Source organism: Pseudomonas sp. B19125 (genome assembly GCF_044218855.1).
GTDB lineage: Bacteria > Pseudomonadota > Gammaproteobacteria > Pseudomonadales > Pseudomonadaceae > Aquipseudomonas > Aquipseudomonas edaphica.
In genome coordinates, this window is sequence record NZ_CP162589.1 from 6,462,986 (window position 1) to 6,478,431 (window position 15,446).

Sequence of the window (15,446 nt, forward strand, 5' to 3'; positions counted from 1 at the left end):
ACCGGTATCCATGACCCTACTGCGCACCTTTTTAGCCACTGCCCTGCTGGGCCTGACCCTCTGCGTGGGCAACGTCTACGCCGCCGACCCGCCCAGCACCGACGCCATCCAGCAAAGCCTGGACAAGCTGCCCGACCGCAAGCTGCCCGACGCCGACATGAAGGCGTTGCAGAGCATCCTGCAACAGACGTTGACGTACCTGGGCAACAAGCAGGATTACGAGCAGCGCCTGGCCGACCTCAAGCGCCAGCTGGCAGACGCCCCGCGCCAGACCACCGACAACCAGCGTGAATTGGTGCGGCTCAAGGCGACTAAAATTGTCCCCGTGGCCCAACGCTATGCCTCGCTGCCCGTGCCGCAACTTGAGCAATTGCTCGTGCAGCGCAGCACCCAGCAAGGCGACCTGCAAAAAGAGCTGGCCGACGCCAACAGCCTGACCATCGCCGCCCAAACCCGTCCAGAGCGCGCCCAGACCGAAATCAGCAGCAGCCAGACGCGCATCCAGCAGATCAATTCGATCCTCAAGGCTGGTAAAGACAACGGCAAAACCCTCAGCGGCGACCAGCGCAACCAATTGAATGCCGAACTTGCGGCCCTTAATGCCCTGATCCCGCTGCGCCGCCAGGAACTGGCCGGCAACAGCCAACTGCAAGACCTGGGCAACAGCCAGCATGACCTGGTGGTGGAAAAGACCGCGCGCCTGGAACAAGAGATCCAGGACCTGCAAACCCTGATCAACCAGAAACGCCTGGCCCAGTCCCAGCAGACCGTGACCCAGCAGTCCATCGAAGCGCAAAAGGCCGGCGGCAGCAGCCTGCTCGCGACCGAAAGCGCGGCCAACCTCAAGCTCTCCGACTACCTGCTCAAAAGCACTGATCGCCTCAATGACCTGACCCAGAAAAACCTGCAGACCAAGCAGCAACTGGACACCGTCACTCAAAGCGACTCGGCCCTGGACGAGCAGATCAATGTGCTCAAGGGCAGCCTGCTGCTCTCCAAAATCCTCTACAAACAAAAACAGGCGCTGCCGCGTCTTACCGTCGACCGCAACCTGGCGGACGACATCGCCAACATTCGCCTGTACCAGTTCGAGGTCAACCAGCAACGCGAACTGATCAGTACGCCCAGCACCTATGTGGATAGCCTGCTGGCCAATCAGTCGCCGGATGACGTGACGCCACAATTGCGCCGCACTTTGCTGGAACTGGCGATCACTCGCAGCGACCTGCTCGAACGCCTGAGCCGTGAGCTGAGCGCGCTGCTGAACGAATCTATCACCCTGCAACTGAACCAGAAACAACTGCTCAGCACCGCCACCAACCTGCGCGCGACCCTCGACGAGCAAATGTTCTGGATCCCCAGCAACAAGCCGCTGGACACCGAGTGGCTGGAAACCGTGCCGGACCACCTGACCAAGCAAGTCACCACCCTGCCGTGGGCTTCGAGCGTCAGCGAACTGTATGACGGCCTGACCCAGCGCCCGCTGCTGTTCTTGCCGTTGCTGCTGTTGATTGGCGCACTGCTGTGGCGGCGTAAAGCCTTGTACGCGCGCCTGAAAAAGATCCACCTCGATATTGGCCACTTCAAGCGCGACAGCCAATGGCACACGCCGGTGGCCATCCTGGTGAATATCCTGCTGGCGCTGCCGGTGGCCCTGGCGCTGGCATTGTGCGGCTACGCGCTGCAAATCGACGCCCGTGGGCAAAACGCCAACTTGGGCGCGGCCTTGCTGCTGATCGCCCAAGCGTGGCTGGTGTTCTACACCGCCTACCGGATTCTCGCGCCGGGTGGCGTGGCCGAACTGCATTTCCGCTGGGAAAAGCCCCAGGTCGAGTTCCTCCAGGGCTGGATCCGCAAGCTCGGGCTGGTGGTGCTGGCGCTGGTAGCGGTAGTGGCCATCGCCGAACACCAGCCGGCCGCGCTGGCCGACGACGTGCTGGGCATCGCTGTGGTGCTGACCTGCTACGCGCTGATGGCCTGGCTGCTGAGTCGCCTGCTGCTGCACAGCCCGACCCACGAAAAAGCCTCATTGTTCCGTAAGGCCGTGGGCCTGGTGTTTACCGCCCTGCCCGTCGCGCTGTTTATCGCCGTGTGCTTTGGCTACTACTACACCGCGCTCAAACTCAGCGACCGGCTGATCAACACGCTGTACCTGCTGATGTTCTGGCTGGTCATCGAGGCCACCTTTGTACGCGGCCTCGGCGTTGCTGCACGACGCCTGGCCTATGCCCGCGCCCTGGCCAAACGCCAGGCCGCCAAGGAAGCCGGCGACGGCGAAGCGGTGATCGAAGAACCGACCCTGGACATCGAGCAGGTCAACGAACAGTCCATGCGCCTGATCCGCCTGGCCTTGCTCGGCGGCTTTATCGCCGCGCTGTACTGGGTGTGGAAAGACCTGATCACTGTGTTCTCCTACCTGGACAACGTGACCCTCTACGAATACACCAGCGGCACTGGTGCCAATATCAGCATGGTGCCGATCAGCATCGGCGACTTGCTCGGCGCCTCGATCATCGTCGGCATCACCTTCGCCCTGGCGCGCAACCTGCCCGGCCTGCTCGAAGTACTGGTGCTGTCCAAGCTGGACCTGGCCCAAGGCAGCGCCTATGCCACGACCACCTTGCTGTCCTATGTGATCGCCGGCGTCGGTTTCGTCTCCACCTTGTCCACCCTCGGCGTGAGCTGGGACAAGTTGCAATGGCTGGTGGCGGCGCTGTCGGTGGGGTTGGGCTTTGGTATGCAGGAGATCTTCGCCAACTTTATCTCCGGCATCATGATCCTGTTCGAACGCCCGGTGCGCATCGGCGACACCATCACCATCGGCAACCTGTCGGGCACGGTGAGCAAGATCCGCATCCGCGCCACCACGATTACCGACTTCGACCGCAAGGACATCATTGTCCCGAACAAGACGTTTATCACCGGGCAACTGATCAACTGGTCACTGACCGACACCATCACCCGCGTCACCCTGAAACTCGGTGTGGACTACGGCTCTGATCTGGACCTGGTGAAGGAATTGCTGCTCAAGGCCGCGCGTGAAAACCCGCGCGTGCTGAAAGAACCCGAACCCCATGTGTACTTCCTCAACTTCGGCGAAAGCACCCTCGACCACGAACTGCGCATGCACGTGCGCGACCTGGGTGACCGCAACCCGGTGATCGACGAGGTGAACCGCTTTATCAACCGCGAGTTCAAGAACCACCACATCAACATCTCGTTCCGCCAGATGGAGGTCTACCTCAAGAACCTCCACGGCCAGGAATACAAACTGGTGGAAGTCGACGCACCGACCAAACCCGCCAACGACGGCGGCGTGCAAGAACCGCCGCCGAGCAAACTCGACTAAACGCCCTATCCCCAGCAGAATGCTCGGACATTCTGCTGGAGATGGCCGGTGAAAGCCCTCGACGAACTGACCTTCGACAACCGCTTCGCACGCCTGGGCGACGCGTTCTCAACCCACGTACTGCCTGAGCCCCTCGACGCGCCGCGCCTTGTGGTGGCGAGCGACGCCGCCATGGCCTTGCTCGACCTCGACCCGGCCGTGGCCGAAACGCCGGTATTTGCCGAGCTGTTTGGCGGGCACAAACTGTGGGCCGAAGCAGAACCGCGGGCAATGGTCTATTCCGGGCACCAGTTCGGCGGCTATACCCCGCAACTGGGCGATGGCCGCGGGTTGTTGCTGGGTGAGGTGTACAACCAGGCCGGCGAGCATTGGGACTTGCACCTCAAGGGCGCCGGGATGACGCCGTATTCGCGCATGGGCGATGGGCGTGCGGTGCTGCGCTCTTCGATTCGTGAGTTTCTCGCTTCCGAAGCCCTGCATGCCTTGGGTATTCCCAGCAGCCGCGCCCTCTGCGTGATTGGCTCCGACACGCCGGTATGGCGCGAGAAACAAGAGCGCGGCGCCATGGTATTGCGCTTGGCTCACAGCCATATCCGCTTCGGGCATTTCGAATACTTCTACTACACCAAGAAGCCCGAGCAGCAGGCCGAATTGGCCGAGCACGTGTTGAATCTGCACTACCCCGAGTGCCGCGAACAGCCCGAACCGTACCTGGCAATGTTCCGCGAAATCGTCGAGCGCAATGCCGAGATGATCGCCAAATGGCAGGCCTATGGCTTCTGCCACGGCGTGATGAACACCGACAATATGTCGATCCTCGGCATCACCTTCGACTTCGGGCCGTTTGCGTTTCTGGATGATTTTGACGCGCACTTCATCTGCAACCATTCGGACCATGAAGGGCGCTACTCCTTCAGCAACCAAGTGCCGATCGGGCAGTGGAACCTGAGCGCGCTGGCCCAGGCGCTGACGCCGTTTATCAGTGTGGATGCCTTAAAAGAAGCCCTTGGGCTGTATCTGCCGCTGTATCAGGCGCACTACCTGGACCTGATGCGTCGACGCTTGGGGCTCACCACGGCTGAAGACGCTGACCAGCCACTGGTGGAACGCTTGCTGAAACTGATGCAGAACAGCGGCGTGGACTACACGCTGTTCTTCCGCCGTCTGGGTGATGAGTCTGCGGCACTGGCCGTGGCGCGCTTGCGCGATGACTTTGTCGACCTGGCCGGGTTTGATGCCTGGGCTGATCAATACAAGGCTCGCGTCGCACGGGATGGCGATTACAGCGAGGCACAGCGCCGTGAACGCATGCACGCAGTTAACCCGCTGTACATCCTGCGCAACTATCTGGCGCAAAACGCCATCGCGGCTGCCGAGTCAGGTGACTACAGCGAAGTGCGGCGACTGCATGAGGTGCTGAGCAAGCCGTTTGAGGAACAGGCCGGGATGGAGCAATACGCCCAGCGGCCACCGGACTGGGGCAAGCATTTGGAGATTAGTTGCTCGTCGTAAGATGATCGTTCCCACGCTCCGCGTGGGAATGCCGCCTGGGACGCTCCGCGTCCCGCCTTTTGCCCTGCGCACGGGTGACGCAGAGCGTCACGGGATGCATTACCACGCGGAGCGTGGGAACGATCAGTGTTTCATCCTTTTCGCCTGGTCTTGATAAACCTCATTGTCGGCTCCAAATTAAACCCATTGGCCACGCCCTAGGAGCCCACCATGTCCGAACCTCTTGTAATCCCCTGCCCGCATTGCAACGGCCTCAACCGCATCCCTGGCGATCGCCTGGGCGATTCCCCTAAATGCGGGCGCTGCAAGCAGCCTGTGTTGCTGAACAAGCCTTTCGAGCTGAAACAAGGCGACTACGCCAGCCAGATCAAGGGTGACCTGCCGTTGTTGGTGGATGTGTGGGCCGAGTGGTGTGGGCCGTGCAAATCGTTTGCGCCGGTGTTTGAGCAGGCGGGTGGGCAGTTGGAGGGTAAATGTCGGTTGGCCAAGCTGGATAGTGAGGCTAATCAGCAGCTGTCGGCGCAGTTGGGGATTCGCTCGATTCCGAGTTTGATTCTGTTCAAGAACGGCCGCGAAGTGGCGCGCCAGAGTGGCGCGTTTCCGTTGCCGCAGTTGATGAGTTGGTTGCGTAGCCAAGGGGTGTAAACCAGCCCCTCAAGCAACGGGGTCAACTGTGGGAGCTGGCTTGCCTGCGATGGCCTCACCTCGGTCTGACTGATAGACCGAGTTGCCTGCATCGCAGGCAAGCCAGCTCCCACATTGACCGCGTTTTAAGCTCGGGCTACGGGGGTTTCGTGGTCCATCATCTGGCCGACCAGCATTACGCCGAGCTCGCTTAATTGATGGATGGCCAGGGCCACGTCGCGGTGCTCGCCGGTGAGGTCGTTGGAGAGCTTGAGTAACAGCGTACGGACGGAAGAGAAGGTTTCGTAGCTGTTGAGTACGAGGGTTTCGGTAGGGAGGCTGGGTGCAACTGTATAAAGGTTAACCATGGAACGTCTCCGAGCAGGAGCCGCAACCAGCCGCTACTAAACGGAGGGTGGCAGCTGTACGCAGGTTAGTAGACCGGGGAGACTCACCGGCGCGCTCGAAAGCGCCCTCCGTACAGCCGCCATCAAATACAGGGCAGTCCTGATCAATGATTTGCTGTACGTCTCACCACGGGCTACTAAACCCGATCACTGAACATTCAGCGACCGGCCAACCTTAGAGACGCCCATCCAGACGCACAAGCCGGGCGATTCTGGCTTAGCTGTAGGCAACGATACAACCCACAACCCCATTTGCCAGACCCTTCCTACAGCCTCAGTAGGAACAATCCAAATCCCCCTGCTGAAACACAAAAACAAATGTGGGAGCTGGCTTGCCTGCGATGGCATCACCTCGGTCTAACTGATAGACCGAGTTGTCTGCATCGCAGGCAAGCCAGCTCCCACATGAGTTCACAGGGGATTTGTGTTGCTATAGGGATCAGGCATTTTCCAGCAAGTTATGCAGCTCCACAAACTGCAACGTCAGCTTGTGCCGTGGGTCCAGGTGGATCAGCGGCTTGCTCTCCTGGTGCGACTCGCGCATGCGCACCGAGCTGGCCAGGTACACCGGCAGTACCGGCAAACCTTCGGCAATCAACTCATCCAGCATCTGCTGCGGCAGGCTCGCACGGGCCTGGAACTGGTTGACCACGATGCCTTCCACTTCGAGGCCTTCGTTGTGGTCTTCCTTCAATTCTTCGATTTCACGCAACAGACCATACAACGCCTGGCGCGAGAAGCTGTCGCAATCAAACGGGATCAGCACGCGATCAGCGGCAATCAACGCCGAAACCGCATAAAAATTCAGTGCAGGCGGCGTATCCAGGTAAATCCGGTCGTAATCTTCGCTCAACTCATCCAGCAGCTTTCGCAGCTTGTTGATCTTGTGTTTGGCCTCAAGCTTGGGCTGCAGGTCCGCAAGCTCGGCGGTCGCGGTGATCACGTGCAGGTTGTCGAATGGCGTTTCGTAGATATCCACCTGATTTTTCTTCGAAAACGGCCCGGAAGACAGGGTTTGCTTGAAGAAGTCGGCGATGCCCATCGGGATATCGTCGCCGGTCAGCCCTGTGAGGTACTGAGTTGAGTTCGCTTGTGCATCGAGGTCCACCAACAGGGTCCGATAGCCTTCACTGGCGCTCACCGCCGCCAGGTTGCAGGCAATGCTGGACTTGCCAACGCCGCCTTTTTGATTGAACACCACACGCCGCATGGAAAAAACCTCCGTGTATCAATGAATGTCCGAGTGTAGAGGGCAAAAGCGCCTGTTAGCTACCTCGTTCATCCATGCACTGGCGCATCACCTGTCGAACAAAAGGAGGAGTCCTACAATCCACACACCGCACGGGTAAAGGACAATCTGTAAATCTTTTCCGGCAAATTGTATTCATCCGTGAACAATTCTTTACCAAAGTTTGCTAGAACCCCACGGCACCGGGATAATGCTCGCCATTCGGCCATTGTTCCCTGTCCCGGTATTCGGGGCCAACGGCTGCACATGGAAGCCCGCAGGGGCGGGATAACTTCTCAGTGATCACTTTCAATATCGACCAATGGCGCGCCTGGGCTCCGGGCCTTGAGACTGCGCACGACTGGCGCGCCTGGTGCCAGGCTCCGGTGTTAGTGCCGGCCAGCGATGCGTCACCCGACGTGTCCTTCCTGCCCGCCATGCAGCGCCGCCGCCTGAGCCGGCTGGCGCGCATGGCGTTCAGCGTGGGCTGGCCGTTGGCCGAGGGCCGGCAAGACCTGCCGCTGGTGTTTGTTTCCCGGCACGGCGAAACCCCGCGCACCCTCGATATACTCAGCGACCTGGCCAACGACGAGCCGCTGTCGCCCACCCAGTTCAGCCTGTCGGTGCATAACGCGGTGATTGGCCTGTGGTCGATCCTGCGCAATGAGACCTGCGAAATGACCGCCCTCGCCGCCGCCGGCGATGGCCTGGAACACGGCATGCTCGAAGCCGCCGCGCTGCTCAACGAAGGCGCCCCGGCGGTGTTGCTGGTGATCACCGAAGAACAACCGCCTGCGGCTTACGCCGACTGGATCCGTGACGTGCCCTTCCCTTATGCCCTCGGCCTGCTGCTGACCCCGGGCGACGAGTGGCAACTGGAACTAAACAGCGGCGCTGTCCAACTCACTCAAACCCAGTGGCCCCACGCCCTGAACCTGCTGCGCACCCTGCTTACCGAGCAGGCCACCTGCCAACATGCCTGGAAGAACCGTGTATGGAACTGGCAACGCAAGCCCTGACCGATAAGCCACGGGACGCCTATTACTGGCGCCTGTTCGCCACCGCCGCGAGCTTCTTCTGCTTCGGTGTCGGCGGGCTGTGCCTGCGTTTGCTGGTGTTCCCGCTGCTCAGTTGCCTGCCAGGCAGTGCCGCTAAACACCAGCGCCGCGCCCGCCACACCATCAGCAAGCTGTTCTGGCTGTTTATCCGCATGATGCAACGCGCCGGTGTGCTGACCTACAGCGTTGAAGGCGCAGAAAACCTCGGGCGCCCCGGCCAGATGATCATCGCCAACCACCCGTCGCTGATCGACGTGGTGTTTTTGATCGGCCTGATGCGCCAGACCAACTGCGTGGTCAAGCAGAGCCTGTTCCAGAACCCGTTCACCCGTGGGCCGGTGCGCGACGCCGGTTACATCAGCAATGACGGCAGCGCCGATATGCTCGATGCCGCGGCCGATGCGCTGCGCGATGGCCAGACGCTGATCATCTTTCCCGAGGGCACGCGCACCACGCCCGGCGTAGCACCGGCCTTTCATCGCGGCGGCGCGGCCATTGCCCTGCGCGGTGCGACAATCATCACCCCGGTGGTGATCAAGGTCAGCCCCACCACCCTGACCAAGGCCGAACCCTGGTATCGCATTCCCAAACGCCGTTTTCACTTCAGTTTGCGCGTAGGTGCCGATATAGACCCACAGGCGTTTGCCACACTGGGGCCAGCGCCCCAGGCTTCACGCAAGCTCAACGATTACCTGCATCACTATTTCATTAAGGAGCTCGCCGAAGATGAGCAACCAACACAGCCTTGAGCACGACATAAAGGCGCTGATCATCGAGGCCCTGGGCCTGGAAGACATCAGCCCCGACGACATTGGCAGCGACCAGACCCTGTTCGGCGAAGGCCTGGGCCTGGATTCGGTGGACGCCCTGGAGTTGGGCCTGGCGATCCAGAAAAAGTACGGCATCAAGATCGATGCCGACGCCAAAGACACGCGCAATCACTTCACCAACGTGGCCAGCCTTGCGGCATTCGTCACGGCTAAAAAGGCAGCTTGAGACCGGACCATGCAAACTCGTGACGATATTTTCAACACCCTGCGCGATGCCTTGGTGGAACTGTTTGAACTGCCGCCTGAGCGCGTCACCCTCGACGCCAACCTGTATCAGGACCTGGAAATCGACAGCATCGATGCCGTGGACCTGATCGACCATATCAAGCGCCAGACCGGCAAGAAGATCGCCGCCGAAGAGTTCAAGGCGGTGCGCACTGTCAACGACGTGGTTGAGGCGGTGTACCGTCTGGTCCAGCCTGCCGCATGAGCCGGCTGATCGGCCTTGGCCTGTTGCTGGCGGGGCTGCTGTACCCTTTTGCGGTGTATTACGGCACCGAGCACTTCGCGCCGTGGCAATTCGGTTTGCTGCTGGGCAGCCTGTGGCTGTTGCGTGCGCTGACCGGCGCACGGCGCCCCGGCAGCCGCTGGATGGCCGTGGCGGTGATCGTGTTCTGCCTGCTGTTGGCCTGGTTCGACAACCCGCAGTTGCTGCGCTGGTACCCGAGCCTGGTCAGCGCGTTCATGCTGGCGCTGTTCGGCATGAGCCTCAAATACGGGCCGCCGATGGTCGAGCGTCTTGCACGCATGACCGACCCGCAGTTGCCGCCCAAAGCAATTGTGTACACGCGCCAGGTCACCGTGGTGTGGAGTGTGTTTTTTCTGTGTAATGGCTTGCTCGCCGCCGCCCTCACGCTGTGGGCGCCACTGAGCTGGTGGACGTTGTACAACGGCCTCATCGCCTACGGGCTGATGGGGCTGCTGTTTGCCGTGGAATGGCTGGTACGACAAAGGGTTCGAGGCCGCGTATGAATGGGTTGAAACTTGAGCACTTGCTGCTTGAGGCGCTGGAACAACGTTCGGTCACCACCGAACCTGCGATGAATCACGTCCAACTCTGCGAGCAGGCCCTGAGCCTCGCGGCGGGCCTGCAGGCGCGCGGCATCCAGCGCTTGGCGGTGCACCTGGAAGACGCAGGCGTGCTGGCCGTTGCCCTGCTGGGCGCCTGGCGTGCCGGGGTCAGTGTGCTGCTGCCTGCCGACTTGCAGCCCCAGACCCGCCAACGCTGGGACGACAGCGTGGACGCCTGGCTGGTAGAGGCAGCCGACCTTGACGCGCTGTATCAGGCGCCATTGAGCCCTGCCGCGCTCGACCTCGACGCCTGCCAATTGAGCCTGTGCACCTCCGGCTCCAGCGGCGAACCCAAGCGCATCGACAAGACCCTGCGCCAACTGGCCAACGAAGTGGCGGCGCTGGAAGCGCTGTGGGGCGCAGGCCTCAAAGACGCCTGCATCATCGGCAGCGTGGCCACCCAACATATCTATGGTTTGCTGTTCCGGGTGTTGTGGCCGCTGTGCGCCGGCCGCACCTTTGTGCGCAAACAACTGGCCTTCCCTGAAGACATGCAGCGCGCCAGCCGCGAACATGCGCAATTTGCCTGGGTCGCCAGCCCCGCACTGCTCAAGCGCATGGGCGACAACCTCGACTGGCCCGCACTGAGTAAAGTGTCGCGAGTGTTCTCCTCCGGCGGCGCGCTGCCAGTGGAAGCCGCCGGCAGCCTGTACGACCGCTTGCAGCAATGGCCGACGGAAATCCTCGGCAGCTCGGAAACCGGCGGTATCGCCTGGCGCCAGGGCGCACAGCCGTGGCAGCCATTTGCCGATGTGGAACTGAGCCAGGATGCCGACGGCGCCCTACGCATTGCCTCGCCGTACCTGCCGGCCGGGCATATCGAACAAACCGCCGACGCGGCGCGCATTCATTCCGATGGCCGCTTCGAGCTGCTCGGGCGCCTGGACCGCATCGTCAAACTGGAAGAAAAGCGCATCTCCCTGCCCATGCTCGAACAGGCACTGCTGACCCACGCCTGGGTCGCTGAAACCCGTCTGGGCGTGGTGCAGGAAAACCGCGCTTCACTTGGCGCGCTGGTGGTGCTGAGCGCCGAGGGCCTGCATGCGCTGCGCAATCAGGGGCGACGCAGCGTCACCCAAACCCTGCGCGAGCATTTAAGCCAACATTGCGAAGCCCTGGCCCTGCCACGTCGCTGGCGTTTGCTGCGCCAGCTGCCGCTGAACAGCCAAGGCAAACTGCCCCAGGCTGACGCAGAGGCATTGCTGCTGGCACCACGCCCAAAAGCACCCGAAGTGCTGGAACAGGTCGAAGCCAACGGCGAATGGACTGTGCAACTGAGCATCCCGCCGGACCTGGCCTACTTCAGCGGCCATTTCCCGGTCACGCCGGTACTGCCCGGCGTGGTGCAGGTGGAATGGGCCTTCAACCTCGGCCAGCAACTGCTCGATTTACCCGCGACCTTTGCCGGGATGGAAGTGCTCAAGTTCCAGCAACTGGTGCGCCCTGGTGATCAGGTTGAACTGCACCTGCGCTTCGATCCGGAGCGCGGCAAGCTGTACTTCGCGTACCGCAACGGCGATGCGGCCTGCTCCAGCGGCCGGATTCAATTGGTGGCTGCGCATGCATAAGCTCTTGTGGCGAGCAGGCTTGCCCTGCGTTGGGCTGCGAAGCGGCCCCAAAACCTGTAATGGAGTTCTGCCTGATTCACAGAGGTTACCTTACTGGGGCCGCTGCGCAGCCCAACGCAGGGCAAGCCTGCTCGCCACAGGTTGTTCAATCGCTGGCTGGGTACGCCATGCATAACCCCTGCGCCCTCATCCCGGTCTACAACCACGAAGCCGCCGTGCCCGCCGTGGTTCACAGCCTGTTGAACAGCGGCCTGCCGTGCCTGCTGGTCGATGACGGCAGCAGCCCGGCGTGCGCGGCGGTATTGGCGCAACTGGCAACGCTCGATCACGTCACCTTGTTGACCCTGCCAAACAACCAAGGCAAAGGCGGCGCGGTCATGGCCGGTTTTCGCGAAGCCGCGCGCCTGGGCTACACCCACGCGCTGCAGGTAGACGCCGACGGCCAACACGACCTGCGCGAAGTCGACAGCTTCCTCGACGCCTCGCGCACGCACCCAAACGCGGTGATCTGCGGCTACCCCGAATACGACGACAGCGTGCCCAAGGGTCGCCTTTACGCGCGCTACCTGACCCACGTGTGGGTGTGGATCAACACCCTGTCGCTGCAGATTCGCGACTCGATGTGCGGTTTTCGCGTGTACCCACTGGCGCCGACGCTGGCCTTGATGGATTCGGCGTACATCGGCACGCGCATGGATTTCGACTCCGACATTCTGGTGCGCCTGGCCTGGCGCAACCAGCCGATGCGCTGGCTGCCAACCCAAGTGCATTACCCTACCGATGGCGTGTCACACTTCCGCCTGTTCCGCGACAACGTGCGCATCAGCGCCATGCACACCCGGCTGTTCTTCGGCATGCTGGTACGCGCGCCGATGATTGTGTGGCGACGGTGGCAGGCATGAGCGACAGCACCAAACACTGGGCCGACCGCGAAGAGCGCGGCAGCTTCTGGCTGATGAAACTCACCGCGTTCGCGGCCAAAGTGCTGGGCCGCCGCCTGTTGAGCCCGGTGCTGTACGGCATCGTTTTGTACTTTTTCCTGTTCGGCCGCACAGCCCGCCAAAGCGCCTGGCAATACCAGCAGCGCCTGGCCGACTGGAGCGGGCGCGATGCGTTGCGGCCCAGCCATAAAAGCGTGTTCGCGCAGTTCATGGCCTTCGCCGACTCCTTGCTCGACAAGCTCGACGTGTGGAACGGCAAGCTGCGCATCGAACAGATCGAAATCAACGACCCGGCGCAATTGCGCGGGCAGTTACGCGGCGAGCGCGGCCAGATGCTGGTGGGCGCGCACTTGGGCAACCTGGAGGTGTGCCGCGCACTCGCAGAGATTGGCGAACAAGTCACCATGAACGTGTTGGTGCACACCAAGCACGCCGAACAATTCAACCGCCTGCTGGGCGAGGCCGGGGCCACGCACTTGCGCCTGATCCAGGTCAGCGAGCTGGACCCGGCGACCATGCTGCTGCTCAGCCAGCGCCTGGACGAGGGCGAGTGGCTGGCGATTGCCGGTGACCGCGTGCCCCTGCACGGCGGGCGCAAGGTGCGCGTGGACTTTCTCGGGCATGCCGCCGCGTTCCCCCAAGGCCCGTGGCTGCTGGCCGGCCTGCTTAAATGCCCGGTCAACCTGCTGATGTGCCTCAAGCACAATGGCCGCTATCGCCTGACCATCGAGCCGTTCGCCGCCTTGATCGAATGGAAGCGCAGCACCCGCGAGCACGTCATCGCCCAGTGGACCGCCCGCTACGCCGCACGCCTGGGCGATTTTTGCCTGGAGGCGCCCCAACAATGGTTCAACTTTTACCCTTTCTGGAAGACCGATGACCCCGCATCTTGAGCCGGTAATTTTTGGCGAACGCCACCTGCCAATCGAAGACGTGCTGGCCCTGGCCAACCGTCAGGCGCCCACGCAATTGCAGGATGACGCCGCTTATCGCCAGCGCATCGCCAAGGGCGCGCAGTTCCTCGACTCGCTGCTGGACAAGGAAGGCGTGATCTATGGCGTGACTACCGGCTACGGCGATTCATGCGTGGTGGCGGTGCCGTTGCAGCACGTCGAGGCGTTGCCGCGTCACCTCTACACCTTCCACGGTTGCGGCCTGGGCAAGTTGCTCGACGCACAGGCCACCCGCGCCGTACTCGCCGCACGCTTGCAGTCGCTGTGCCACGGCGTGTCCGGCGTGCGTGTGGAGTTGCTGGAGCGCCTGCATGCGTTCCTCGAACACGACGTGCTGCCGCTGATTCCGGAAGAAGGTTCAGTGGGCGCCAGCGGTGATCTGACGCCGCTGTCCTACGTGGCGGCGACCCTGTCCGGTGAACGCGAAGTGCTGTTCCGTGGCGAACGCCGCCAGGCTGCCGACGTACACCGCGAACTCGGGTGGGAGCCGCTGGTGCTGCGCCCCAAGGAAGCCCTGGCCTTGATGAACGGCACCGCCGTGATGACCGGCCTTGCCTGCCTGGCCTTCGCCCGCGCCGACTACCTGCTGCAACTGGCCACGCGCATCACCGCATTGAACGTGGTAGCGCTGCAAGGCAACCCGGAACACTTCGACGAGCGCCTGTTCGCCGCCAAGCCGCACCCGGGGCAGATGCAAGTGGCCGCCTGGCTGCGCAAGGACCTGGCGATCGATGCGCCGACTGCGCCGCTGCATCGTTTGCAGGATCGCTACTCGCTGCGCTGCGCGCCCCATGTGCTGGGCGTGTTGGCCGACAGCCTGAACTGGCTGCGCTCGTTCATTGAAATCGAGCTGAACAGCGCCAACGACAACCCGATCATCGACGCCGAAGCAGAACGCGTGCTGCACGGCGGGCACTTCTACGGCGGGCATATCGCCTTTGCCATGGACAGCCTCAAGACCCTGGTGGCTAACGTCGCCGACCTGCTCGACCGTCAGCTCGCGCTGCTGGTGGATGTGCGTTACAACCACGGCCTGCCGAGCAACCTGTCCGGCGCGCCGGCCGACCGCGCGATGATCAACCACGGCTTCAAGGCCGTGCAGATCGGCACCAGCGCCTGGACCGCCGAAGCGCTGAAAAACACCATGCCGGCCAGCGTGTTCTCGCGCTCCACCGAATGCCATAACCAGGACAAGGTGAGCATGGGCACCATCGCCGCCCGCGACGCAATCCGCGTGCTGGAGCTGACCGAACAGGTCGCCGCCGCCACCTTGCTCGCCGCCAACCAGGGCGTGTGGTTGCGCGCCCAGGCTGAAGACGCACGCCCACTGCCACCCGCACTGGCGGCCATGCATATCGAGCTGGCCAAAGACTTCCCGCCGGTGATCGAAGACCGCGCATTGGAAGGCGAACTGCGCCTGTGCCTCAAACGTATCGCCGAGCAACACTGGAGGCTGCATGCGTAGCCAGGGCGTGTTGCATTGCGACACGCAAATCCTCGTGCCGTTTTTTGATGTCGACACCATGAACGTGGTGTGGCACGGGCATTACGTGAAGTACCTGGAAGTGGCGCGCTGCGCGTTGCTGGACAAGCTCGGCCACAACTACACGGCGATGCTCGAATCCGGCTACGCCTGGCCGGTGATCGACATGCAGCTGCGCTATGTGCGCGGCGCGACCTTTGGCCAAACGATCAATGTGCGCGCCAGCCTGGTGGAGTGGGAGAACCGTTTGAAGGTGAACTATCTGATCACCGACCTGGCCAGCGGCGAGCGCCTGACCCGCGCCAGCACCGTGCAAGTGGCGGTGGAAATCGCCAGCCGCGAGATGCAGCTGGCCTCGCCAAAAGTATTCACCGACGCCGTAGAGAGAGCCCTGAAATGAGATCTAATGTGGGAGCGGGCTT

Annotated in this window: 15 protein-coding genes; 13 read left to right on the forward strand and 2 right to left on the reverse strand. The window is 62.1% G+C overall.

The window, feature by feature from the left end; translation table 11 throughout:
• Nucleotides 1-10: 10 nt before the first annotated feature.
• From mscK to trxC, 3 genes are all read left to right on the forward strand, one after another.
• On the forward strand, nt 11-3,349 hold the full coding sequence (gene mscK / locus AB4P96_RS29535) for a mechanosensitive channel MscK (RefSeq protein ID WP_017138535.1): 3,339 nt from the start codon (nt 11-13) through the stop codon (nt 3,347-3,349).
• Between the two features lie 48 nt (nt 3,350-3,397).
• Nucleotides 3,398-4,861 (forward strand): protein adenylyltransferase SelO, encoded by a 1,464-nt coding sequence (selO, locus tag AB4P96_RS29540; RefSeq protein ID WP_169986569.1) that lies wholly within the window; start codon nt 3,398-3,400, stop codon nt 4,859-4,861.
• 210 nt (nt 4,862-5,071) lie between these two features.
• Nucleotides 5,072-5,506: a thioredoxin TrxC gene (gene trxC / locus AB4P96_RS29545; protein ID WP_186617933.1), complete on the forward strand. Its 435-nt coding sequence runs from the start codon at nt 5,072-5,074 to the stop codon at nt 5,504-5,506.
• Nucleotides 5,507-5,631: 125 nt separating this feature from the next.
• On the opposite strand, the gene AB4P96_RS29550 is transcribed toward trxC, so the two are convergent.
• Together AB4P96_RS29550 and AB4P96_RS29555 are read right to left on the reverse strand one after the other, a co-directional pair.
• Entirely contained in the window at nt 5,632-5,853 is a 222-nt protein-coding gene (locus AB4P96_RS29550; RefSeq protein WP_169986573.1) for a DUF6124 family protein, read from the reverse strand.
• Nucleotides 5,854-6,331: 478 nt separating this feature from the next.
• Nucleotides 6,332-7,102 (reverse strand): ParA family protein, encoded by a 771-nt coding sequence (locus AB4P96_RS29555; RefSeq protein ID WP_017138539.1) that lies wholly within the window; start codon nt 7,100-7,102, stop codon nt 6,332-6,334.
• Between the two features lie 317 nt (nt 7,103-7,419).
• Between AB4P96_RS29555 and AB4P96_RS29560 the strand changes: the two genes are divergently transcribed.
• The 10 genes from AB4P96_RS29560 (at nt 7,420) to AB4P96_RS29605 (ending at nt 15,424) form a co-directional block, all read left to right on the forward strand.
• A complete protein-coding gene (locus AB4P96_RS29560; protein WP_099548064.1) occupies nt 7,420-8,139 on the forward strand; it encodes a beta-ketoacyl synthase chain length factor in 720 nt (239 codons plus the stop codon).
• Complete coding sequence (locus tag AB4P96_RS29565) at nt 8,115-8,927, forward strand: 1-acyl-sn-glycerol-3-phosphate acyltransferase (protein WP_017138541.1); 813 nt, start codon at nt 8,115-8,117, stop codon at nt 8,925-8,927. The genes AB4P96_RS29560 and AB4P96_RS29565 overlap by 25 nt, the downstream gene beginning before the upstream one ends.
• On the forward strand, nt 8,905-9,174 hold the full coding sequence (locus tag AB4P96_RS29570) for a phosphopantetheine-binding protein (RefSeq protein ID WP_017138542.1): 270 nt from the start codon (nt 8,905-8,907) through the stop codon (nt 9,172-9,174). The genes AB4P96_RS29565 and AB4P96_RS29570 overlap by 23 nt, the downstream gene beginning before the upstream one ends.
• A 9-nt stretch (nt 9,175-9,183) precedes the next feature.
• On the forward strand, nt 9,184-9,438 hold the full coding sequence (locus AB4P96_RS29575) for an acyl carrier protein (protein WP_003187949.1): 255 nt from the start codon (nt 9,184-9,186) through the stop codon (nt 9,436-9,438).
• Nucleotides 9,435-9,980 carry a membrane protein gene (locus AB4P96_RS29580; protein WP_017138543.1) on the forward strand — a complete coding sequence of 182 codons (546 nt, stop codon included), beginning with the start codon at nt 9,435-9,437 and terminating at the stop codon, nt 9,978-9,980. Before AB4P96_RS29575 ends, AB4P96_RS29580 begins: the two co-directional genes overlap by 4 nt.
• On the forward strand, nt 9,977-11,647 hold the full coding sequence (locus AB4P96_RS29585) for an acyl-CoA synthetase family protein (RefSeq protein WP_186617939.1): 1,671 nt from the start codon (nt 9,977-9,979) through the stop codon (nt 11,645-11,647). Before AB4P96_RS29580 ends, AB4P96_RS29585 begins: the two co-directional genes overlap by 4 nt.
• A gap of 167 nt (nt 11,648-11,814) precedes the next feature.
• Entirely contained in the window at nt 11,815-12,549 is a 735-nt protein-coding gene (locus AB4P96_RS29590; protein WP_017138545.1) for a glycosyltransferase family 2 protein, read from the forward strand.
• The gene (locus AB4P96_RS29595) at nt 12,546-13,481 is read left to right on the forward strand and encodes a glycosyl transferase (protein WP_017138546.1); all 936 of its coding nucleotides are present in this window, start codon (nt 12,546-12,548) and stop codon (nt 13,479-13,481) included. Before AB4P96_RS29590 ends, AB4P96_RS29595 begins: the two co-directional genes overlap by 4 nt.
• Nucleotides 13,465-15,006, forward strand: a complete 1,542-nt coding sequence (hutH, locus tag AB4P96_RS29600; protein WP_395600376.1) for a histidine ammonia-lyase — start codon at nt 13,465-13,467, stop codon at nt 15,004-15,006. Before AB4P96_RS29595 ends, hutH begins: the two co-directional genes overlap by 17 nt.
• On the forward strand, nt 14,999-15,424 hold the full coding sequence (locus AB4P96_RS29605) for a thioesterase family protein (protein WP_169986581.1): 426 nt from the start codon (nt 14,999-15,001) through the stop codon (nt 15,422-15,424). Before hutH ends, AB4P96_RS29605 begins: the two co-directional genes overlap by 8 nt.
• The last annotated feature ends 22 nt before the right edge of the window (nt 15,425-15,446 follow it).

What these genes read in the sequence shown, in the direction of transcription:
- AB4P96_RS29565 (WP_017138541.1), top strand. Translation starts at nt 8,115, where the DNA reads ATGGAACTGGCAACGCAAGCCCTGACCGATAAGCCACGGGACGCCTAT.
- AB4P96_RS29595 (WP_017138546.1), top strand. Translation starts at nt 12,546, where the DNA reads ATGAGCGACAGCACCAAACACTGGGCCGACCGCGAAGAGCGCGGCAGC.
- AB4P96_RS29555 (WP_017138539.1), bottom strand. Translation starts at nt 7,102, where the DNA reads ATGCGGCGTGTGGTGTTCAATCAAAAAGGCGGCGTTGGCAAGTCCAGC.
- AB4P96_RS29605 (WP_169986581.1), top strand. Translation starts at nt 14,999, where the DNA reads ATGCGTAGCCAGGGCGTGTTGCATTGCGACACGCAAATCCTCGTGCCG.
- AB4P96_RS29575 (WP_003187949.1), top strand. Translation starts at nt 9,184, where the DNA reads ATGCAAACTCGTGACGATATTTTCAACACCCTGCGCGATGCCTTGGTG.
- hutH (WP_395600376.1), top strand. Translation starts at nt 13,465, where the DNA reads ATGACCCCGCATCTTGAGCCGGTAATTTTTGGCGAACGCCACCTGCCA.
- AB4P96_RS29580 (WP_017138543.1), top strand. Translation starts at nt 9,435, where the DNA reads ATGAGCCGGCTGATCGGCCTTGGCCTGTTGCTGGCGGGGCTGCTGTAC.
- trxC (WP_186617933.1), top strand. Translation starts at nt 5,072, where the DNA reads ATGTCCGAACCTCTTGTAATCCCCTGCCCGCATTGCAACGGCCTCAAC.
- mscK (WP_017138535.1), top strand. Translation starts at nt 11, where the DNA reads ATGACCCTACTGCGCACCTTTTTAGCCACTGCCCTGCTGGGCCTGACC.
- AB4P96_RS29550 (WP_169986573.1), bottom strand. Translation starts at nt 5,853, where the DNA reads ATGGTTAACCTTTATACAGTTGCACCCAGCCTCCCTACCGAAACCCTC.
- AB4P96_RS29570 (WP_017138542.1), top strand. Translation starts at nt 8,905, where the DNA reads ATGAGCAACCAACACAGCCTTGAGCACGACATAAAGGCGCTGATCATC.
- AB4P96_RS29590 (WP_017138545.1), top strand. Translation starts at nt 11,815, where the DNA reads ATGCATAACCCCTGCGCCCTCATCCCGGTCTACAACCACGAAGCCGCC.
- AB4P96_RS29585 (WP_186617939.1), top strand. Translation starts at nt 9,977, where the DNA reads ATGAATGGGTTGAAACTTGAGCACTTGCTGCTTGAGGCGCTGGAACAA.